General features: G+C 69.2%; 5 protein-coding genes. All 5 read right to left on the bottom strand.

What is annotated here, in order from left to right; all coding sequences use genetic code 11:
• Positions 1 to 275: 275 nt before the first annotated feature.
• Complete coding sequence (locus ACWEVO_RS22210; protein WP_452309445.1) at positions 276 to 2,333, bottom strand: hypothetical protein; 2,058 nt, start codon at positions 2,331 to 2,333, stop codon at positions 276 to 278.
• Between the two features lie 38 nt (positions 2,334 to 2,371).
• Entirely contained in the window at positions 2,372 to 4,345 is a 1,974-nt protein-coding gene (locus tag ACWEVO_RS22215; protein WP_452309446.1) for a hypothetical protein, read from the bottom strand.
• Positions 4,346 to 4,815: 470 nt separating this feature from the next.
• Positions 4,816 to 5,691, bottom strand: coding sequence for a sugar phosphate isomerase/epimerase family protein (locus ACWEVO_RS22220; RefSeq protein ID WP_452309447.1), 876 nt, complete (start codon positions 5,689 to 5,691; stop codon positions 4,816 to 4,818).
• A complete protein-coding gene (rhaD, locus tag ACWEVO_RS22225) occupies positions 5,688 to 7,700 on the bottom strand; it encodes a bifunctional rhamnulose-1-phosphate aldolase/short-chain dehydrogenase (protein ID WP_452309448.1) in 2,013 nt (670 codons plus the stop codon). The genes ACWEVO_RS22220 and rhaD overlap by 4 nt, the downstream gene beginning before the upstream one ends.
• Positions 7,701 to 7,763: 63 nt before the next feature.
• Positions 7,764 to 8,222, bottom strand: a 459-nt coding sequence (locus ACWEVO_RS22230; RefSeq protein ID WP_452309449.1) for an FGGY-family carbohydrate kinase, incomplete at its 5' end; no start/stop codon positions are given.

The raw sequence follows: 8,222 nt of genomic DNA on the forward strand, positions 1-8,222 counted from the left end.
CGACCGGCAAGTACAGCCCGAACGCCGCCCAGCATCCCCCAACCGCGCAGACCTACAGCTTCCACGCCGACATCACAATCTTCGAAAAAGGGCTTGCCTCCCGCTCACGGCGCTAAACGCAACGGCGTTGTGCTGCATGCAGGTACGCGATCTTGAGGGCGTGCCCCTCGACCGCGGAGCGGATCAACTACAGCGCTCCGCCGAAGTAGGCCAGCGACCGGTCCGTGACGACGTAGTCGCGGAGGGCGGCGTCGTAGACGGCGTCGGCGACGCGATCACGGGGAGCCGGTGTGGGCGGTGTCGCGTAGAAGTTCGCGGTCGCCCTCGTTGTCTCCGCCGTAGATGGCACCGAAGAGGTCGGGTAGGCGCTCGCCTGTAGGCCAACGGCGCTCCAACAGGCCGATCAATTCTTTGCACTGTGGGGCTGCCACCGGGCTCTGTCCGCTGATTTCGGCAAGCAGTTCCTTGAGTGGCGCCAGTTCGAGGCCGAGTGCCCGCCAGACGGGTGCCCAGGCGAACACGTCAGGTCCGGGTGCCGTCTGCACATCTCTGGGCTCGCGAGGTGTGGCCCGGTCAAGCCGCAGCTTCCACTCCGCGTGCCAGTGATTGTGATGGACGTAGGGCTCCACGCGAACCCGTTCCACGTCCGGCCAGCCGAGTGACCTGAGGCCGTCCTTGCCGACTCTCTTCTCAATCGTCGTGCGGGCCGCGTTGAGTCGACGGAAGCAGTCGACGAAGACCCACGGATCTCCGAAGAGAAGCCAGCTGCTCCCGCTCAGGAGAACGCTGAGACAGAAGGCGCGGGCTTGCGCGACAATCCGGGCGCTGTCGGGCGGCCGGAGCCGGTGCGGCTCCCGTTCGGAATCCGGGTCCGGATCGGCCGTCGCGTAGCTGTCGAAGTTAGGAGGCCGGAAGGAGTCGAAGGGTTGACCCGACCCAACGGTCGCCGCGTTGATCGCATCTTTGAGCGTCGAGAACCAGATGGTGTGCCGCATGAACGAGGTGACATCGGCCTGCGTCATGGTGTCGAGCGCGAACTCGCCGCCGTCCTGCTGTGCCCGGGCGACGACGGCTGCCGCCTTGGGAAGCTGGAAGTTCTCAAGATTCGGTAGGTCCGCGAGGTCGAGATCGATCTCCGCCCCGCTCTTGTGGGTGTCGTGCGGTTGGTGCCGTCCGCCGAACTCGAGTGATCCCGCGTTGACGGCCGGAACCGGCAGGTCCGGCGGCGACACGTCGCTCGGCACGACGAATCGCGCCGCCTTCTTGTAGAGGGAGGTGGCCACGAGCAGCCCGAGCTGAGTACCGGGCATCGCGTGCATGACGACCAGGGGATCAGCGCGTCTCGCACTGCCCGACAGCAGGTATGACTTGGACCGCTCCACGATGCGCGGCCAGGTGGGATTGAAGCGGTCGACACCGCCACCGGTTACGGATGGCAGGCGGTTCCCGCTCTTGTCGCTCAGTTTCCAGCCTTCCAGTGCGTCGCCGGCCAGGCCGCGGACCTTCCTGTCGTCCCGACCGACCTCCGCCAGGAGAAGGTCGGTGGAGAGGTCACGCAGCCCGGCCAGAGGTTGCGAGCTGGTCGACTGGTTCACGCCGAGACCCAACCAGAGGCCCATCTCGAACTCGGTGAGTGATCCGGCGGCCGAGACGAACCCGAGCAGATCGGCGTCCGCGCACTCGCGCCCGTCGGCGCCGCGCAGCTGTCCACCCAGTTTCGTGACAGCCGCCCGGGCGCCGGCGTTGCCGTCCACCGACTCGTACAGCACCCTCGACGGCAGCGCGGCGTAGACGGCGAGGAAGGCGAAGTTGGCTACGACAAGCTGGGCCAGGGCGGCCTGGTACTGGGTCATCGGCGAGTCAGGCGCGTCGAACCGGCGACCCTGACCTCGTCCGAGCGCGACCAACCGTGGTGCGGCGGCCCGCACGTACCGCTCAAACGCCACCTGGAAGGGGCCGGCGGACCGCTCGAGCAACGACTGTGCGGACACGACCGAGGGGTCACCGAGGAAGAGCAACGACGCCGACGCAGGCGGCGGCTGCACCGATGCGCACACGGCCGTTGCCACCTGCATCGACTTCGCGAGATCCGCGACGAGCCCGGGAACCTCCCGGGCCCCTCGCAGAACTCCGACGGCCTCCACGAGTACCTTGCTGCCCTTCTGGTGGTCAGCCCGGAACGTCTCGACGTATCGGCCGCGGTCGGCCTTCGCGATCAACCGGAATGCCGACACGTAGGCAGCACTGAGTGACTTGTGCAGACTCAGGTAGGCGTCCCGGATCTCGCCGACGGTCGGCGCGGACCGACCGAGTTCGGCCAGGGCGTCGGCCACGAGTCCGGTGGACGAGGTGGCCGCTCCGGGCGGTGACGTCATTTCGGGCGACCCGGATTCAACGCCTGTGCCTGCGCCTCGATCAGACGGCGTTCCGCCTCCATCAGGGCGACAAGGGAATCCTCGCACGCGTTGTTCACGCCAAGCACTGGCTCCAGGTACGTGCCGTCGGTCGGCATGAGTTCGTCCCACGAGGCGAGCTCGATCACCTTCTCGGCGCCGGGTTGACCGAAAGCATCCGCCCGGTAGGTACGCAGATCCCCGATCAACTTCTGGAGCCCTGGGTCTTTCCCGCCCGGGCCGTACAGGAGCTCGAACGCCAGTTCCTCCATCCCGGCCCGGATCGGGATGTAGAGCCGCGCCCAGGAGGCATTGAGAAAGTCCGTCTTGCGGCTCTGTTCCCCATCCGGCGCCCAACCCCGCCACCACGTCGGATACAACTCGTACGCGGCGTTCTCCCATTCAAAGGCGTCGTGCCAGCGCACAACCTCCGAACATTTGTCGTAGGTGGTGATATCGATATCCGCGACGACCCGGCGCATCAGCTCGGTCAGGGGATCGAAGGCGCCGCCCTCGGAGCCGGGAGTCGATTCCTGCTTGAGGCGCTCCTGGATGATTTGGAGGCGCCGTTGGTATTCCGCATCTCGACGCTGTCGAAGCGTGTCCGCGTAGGCCGCGAGGGCGTCGCTGCTCGGGCCCACGGTGTACTTGGTCCTGATCTGCATCCGGGGCTCCGGGCAGCCGAAGGGATTGCAGTCCTTAAGACCGACGTGCCACCAGATCTCCTGCGTGCCGGTCGATCCGGGTCCCGGGTTGGTGTGGTCCCACGGCCACCCCAGGCTGCCCCACTGCGTGTCGGGATGGCGCTCGGCATCGAGCGAGACGAGAACCTTACCGGCCGGCACCGTGATGTCGGTCTTGACGTCCGCGCGGTACCCGAACACTCCCGAGTGCACCACCTCGGACCAGCCCGATTCGAGGACCTCGTCACCCGGCGGCGCGGGAAGGTCCGGGGGAACCCAACTCGCCACGTCTGCGAGCGTGGCGCGATCCGCCTCGGTCATGCCGGCCTGCTGGCCCGGCTTTGGTCGCACTCCATTTCCCGGGTCCTGAATGCAGGGTGCCCAGCACGCCCGAATGCCCCACCGCTCCTGCGAGACCGAGAACTTCTGATGCACCCGGTAGATGTTCAGCATCAGGGAGTGACATGAGTTCGGGTTTTCGATGGTCCGCTGGGAGAGGTTCTCGATTCCTGTCTCCGTCTGCACACTGAACGTGATGCGATGTTCCTTCTTGGCCTTGTCCGACGTCTTACGAGTCTGTTCGCGGGCCTGGCTTGCCGTCGTCTGAGCGGTGGCGGTCTGCGCCTGGGAGGCGGACGCCGCGTAGCCGACCGAGGCGGAGACCGGCCCGTACCCGCCCGACACGCTTGCGCTCAGGCTTTGTGACAGCTGCTCTTGTTGCTGGTGCTCGGTGTTTTCCCCGATTTCGGTGGAGAAGGCGCTGGAGTATTCGATCGATGTCTCCTCGGACTGGCTGAGGACCTCCTCCAGGGAGACGTTCCTCTTGGTCCACGCCTTTTGCGTCAGGACCACACGTTCCTTCGGCGCGAGGCCCATCGTGAACTGCAGGTCACCGACAACCGCGCCAGCCGGCCGGAGCCGTATCTGATCCAGCAGCAGGTATCCGAGGTCTTGGAATTCTTCGCCCTGCATCAGCGCCCGCTCGGTCCCCGACGAGGTGGCGGCGAGGGACTCCACGTGGTCCCGCATCGAAGCGTCGCCGACGTAGGCGATGCCCCGAGCCTGGGTGGTCAACGCATCGGACGCCTGGATGAAGGTCGCGCTGCGGACCAAGCGATCCGCCGGAGCCTGCACAAATCCAATGGGCGAATCAGACGCCGGGATGACGCCCGGATCCGGCTTGGAAGAGACCGGCGCCGGATCCGGCCTCGAAGGGGCTGGAATCGGATTCGACTTCGAAGGGGATGGATCAACTTTGCTGACAGCCATGGTGTCTCCAGAGGCCCGTGGCGAGTTGGTCGTGCAGCCACACCCTGCCGGAACCGGTTCAGCGCGACAACTGACGAGGGTGACAGAAGGCTGACAAGGTCGAGTTCCTTTCACCTGCGCGCAGGAGGCACATCACGTCCCCCTGCCCATTGCCAGCGATGGGGCGGCGTCGATACGGCCCAAGCATGACGCCGGACCTGCCCGCGCTCCCGCAAGACGAGTTCAACGCGTTGCCCACGGACCGCTCAGCGCTCAGCAACCCGTCCCTCCGCCAATACTTGAAATGGAACCTCAACCGCTACTTCGTGGCCCGCGACGGCCTCGTCGACAAGGCATGCTCGTGCCGGACCCGCGACACGCGGGAGCAGCTCGAGGTGGCTGGGAATGCTCGATCGTGGCGGAGTTCCGGACCGGCGAGGCGGGCTCCACCTCGCCGGTCCTGGTCGGGGCCGCGCACGGCGGTCGCCGTCTCAGCCCGCCGGGTCGGTCCGCCCGAGTCGGGCCGACATGTACGCCTGCGCGTGGGCGGCGAGCTCGTCGGCGTCCTCCCACAGGTCCCGCCACACGCCCAGCCGGTCGGACAGGTCGGCGGAGACCACCGCCCGGGAGAACGACTCGAACGTCACGGTGCCGGTGTAGCCGACCTGCCGCAGGGCCTGGAAGAGCCCGTCGAGGTCGGCCGATCCGGTGCCCAGGTAGCCCCGGTGTGACTCGCCCACGTGGACGTACCCCAGGTGGTCGCCGCAGTCGGCGACCGCCTGGCCGATCGAGTTCTCCTCGATGTTGGCGTGATAGACGTCGAGATGGACCACGATGTTGCCCGCCCCGACGTCCTTGATCACCTGGGCCGCCTGTGCACAGGTGTTGATGACGTTCGACTCGTAGCGGTTCACCGCCTCCAAGCCGAGCGTGACGCCCAGGTCGGCGGCCCGTCCGGCGAGCCGGCGCAGGATGGCCACCATCGAGTCGCGCCCGCGCGGGTCCATCGGCCGGCCGTACTTGCCGAGCGCGCTGTAGATCACGCCGCCCATGAATCCCCCGCCGAGGCCGGCCGCCACGTCGAGGGCCGCCAGCAACCGCGCCTCGCCGCGGGCGGCGACCTGGGGATCGGGGCTGGAGATGTCCGCGTCGAAGTCGAGGCCCAGGGAGCAGACCCCGGCGAGCCCATACTCATCCAGCACGGCGCGGGTGTCGGCGATGTCGACGGCCGCCGGGTCAAGCGCGGGGATCTCCAGCACGTCGTAGCCGGCCCGGCGGGCCCGCGCGGCGGCGGTGCGGCGTTCCTCGGGGCTCCAGCCGCCGACGAAGACGGCGGCGTGGATGCCCAGCGGGTTGCGGACGCTCATCGCAGGAACGCCTGGGGAACGCCGCCGTCCACCGGGACGAGCAGACCGGTGGTCAGGGGCAGGGAACCGTCGACGAGAGCGACGACCGCGGCGGCGACGTGCTCCGGCAGCACCTCCTGCTTGAGCAGGGTCCGCTGCGCGTAGTACTCGCCGAGCTTCTCCTCGGGGACACCGTAGACCGCGGCGCGCTGGGCGCCCCAGCCGCCGGCGAAGATCCCCGACCCGCGTACGACGCCGTCCGGGTTGATGCCGTTGACCCGTACGCCGTCGGGGCCGAGTTCGGCCGCCAGGAGGCGTACCTGGTGGGCCTGCGCGGCCTTCGCCGACGAGTAGGCGATGTTGGCGGGACCGGCGAAGACGGCGTTCTTGCTGGCGATGTAGACGATGTCCCCGCCGTGGCCCTGGGCGCGCAGCACCCGCGCGGCCTCCCGTGAGACGAGGAACGAACCGCGGGCCATCACGTCGAACTGCAGGTCCCACGTCTCGGTGCTGGTGTCCTCCAGCGGCGCTGAGCGGGACAAGCCGGCGTTGTTCACCACGATGTCCAGCCCGCCGAAGGAGAGGCAGGCGGCCTCGATCGCCTCCCGCACCGAGGATTCGTCGGACACGTCGACGCGGACGGCGCCGGCGACGTCCGGGCCGCCGAGTTCCTTGGCGAACTGCCGGGCCCCCTCGTGGTCGAGGTCGGCGATCACGACGCAGGCGCCCTGGGCGGCCAGCGCCGTGCAGGTGGCGCGCCCGATCCCGGACGCGCCGCCGGTGACCAGGGCGACCCGGCCGGCGAGTGCCTTCGGCTTCGGCCGGCGGCGCAGCTTGCGTTCCTCGAGTTCCCAGTACTCGACCCGGAACTTCTCGCTCTCGTCAACCGGGGCGTACGTCGACAGGGCCTCTGCACCGCGCATCACGTTGATCGCGTTGACGTAGAACTCGCCGGCGATGCGGGCGGTCTGCTTGTCCCCGCCGAAGGAGAACATGCCCACGCCCGGAACGAGCACGATGGCCGGGTCCGCGCCCCGCATCGGCGGGCTGTCCGCGGTGGCGTGCCGGTGATAGTAGGCGGCGTACTCCTCGCGGTACTGCGCGTGCAGCTCCCGCAGCCGCGTCACCACCTCTTCCAACGGCGCGTTTGGGGCGGTGTCGAGCAGGAGCGGACGTACCTTCGTGCGCAGGAAGTGGTCCGGGCAGGAGGTGCCCAGCGGCACGAGCCGGTCGAGGGCCTCGCGGCCGACGAAGTCCAGTACCACCTCGTCGTCGCGGAAGTGGCCGACGACGCGGCTGTCGGTGCCCGCGATACCGCGCAGGATCGGCGCGAGTTGCGCGGCCCGCGCCCGGCGTTCCGCCTCGGGCAGCGGGGCGCGGTCGGCGCGTACCGGGCCGAACGGCTCGGCCTTGCCGGTGCGCTCGATGAACTCGGCGGCCTCGCGGATGAGCCGCAGCGCCCGCTCCTCGCACTGCTGGCTGGTCGCCCCCCAGGTGGTCAGTCCGTGCCCGCCGAGGACCACGCCCTCGGCGTGCGGCTGGGTCCGGACGATCTCCGCGATCATCTTCCCGAGTTCCCAGCCCGGCCGGATCCACGGCACCCAGCGCACCCGGTCGCCGTAGCACTCCTGCACGAGCCGCTCGCCGTCGGCCGCCGCGGCGAGGGCGATGACGCTGTCCGGGTGCAGGTGGTCGACGTGCGTGGCCTCGACCAGACCGTGCATCGGGGTGTCGATCGACGGTGCGGCCCCGCCCGGGCCGAAGGAGCAGAAGGTGAAGAGGTCGACCATGTCGTCCTCGTGCTCGAGCCCCCGGTACCGGTCGTCGAGGCGGCGCAGCCGGTCGAGTTCGAGCACGGCGAGCCCGGGGTAGCGCAGGGTCCCGAGGTCGCCGCCGGATCCCTTGACGTAGAGCAGCGTCGTGGTCTCGCCGGTCGCCGGGTGTACGACCTGGGCCTTGCACGACGAGTTCCCACCGCCGTAGTTGGTCACCGTCGGGTCCGCTCCGAGTTGGTTCGCCCTGTCGAGCATGGCGGTCACCTCGGCGGAAACGCCGGCGGGAACGTCATCTCGGGTGCTGTTCACGGTCATACCTCAATCTGCTCCGGGGAGTTCCGTCGGTCCTGGACTGGTGGTGGTCGGGTGTGGGGAGAGCCAGCCGCGGCGCACGAGCGCGTCGACGAACCGGGCGTATCCCTCGTCGAGCCGGGCTCTCTCGGCGGGGTCGGGCTCGATCGTGCGGGTGAGGGCGACCATCGCGTCGACGGCCGCGGCCAGGTCGGAGTGCACGGTGGACGACGCGGCCAGGACGGCCGCGCCGTAGGCGCTGGACGCCTCGGCCGGCACCACGAATGGACGGCCCAGCACGGTGGCGCGGATCCGCAGCCAGGGCCGGCTACGGCTGCCGCCGCCGACGGCGCGCACGGCGCCGCGGCTGGGCGCGCCGGCGCGGGCGAGCACGTCGAGGGCCAGGCGTTCGATGGCTGCTCTACCACGCCTGGCCGCCGGGGCCGGAGGGCGCCATCGACCCGGGCCGGCAGGTCTGGCTCGACG

The sequence above is a fragment of the Micromonospora sp. NPDC003776 genome (assembly GCF_053605645.1).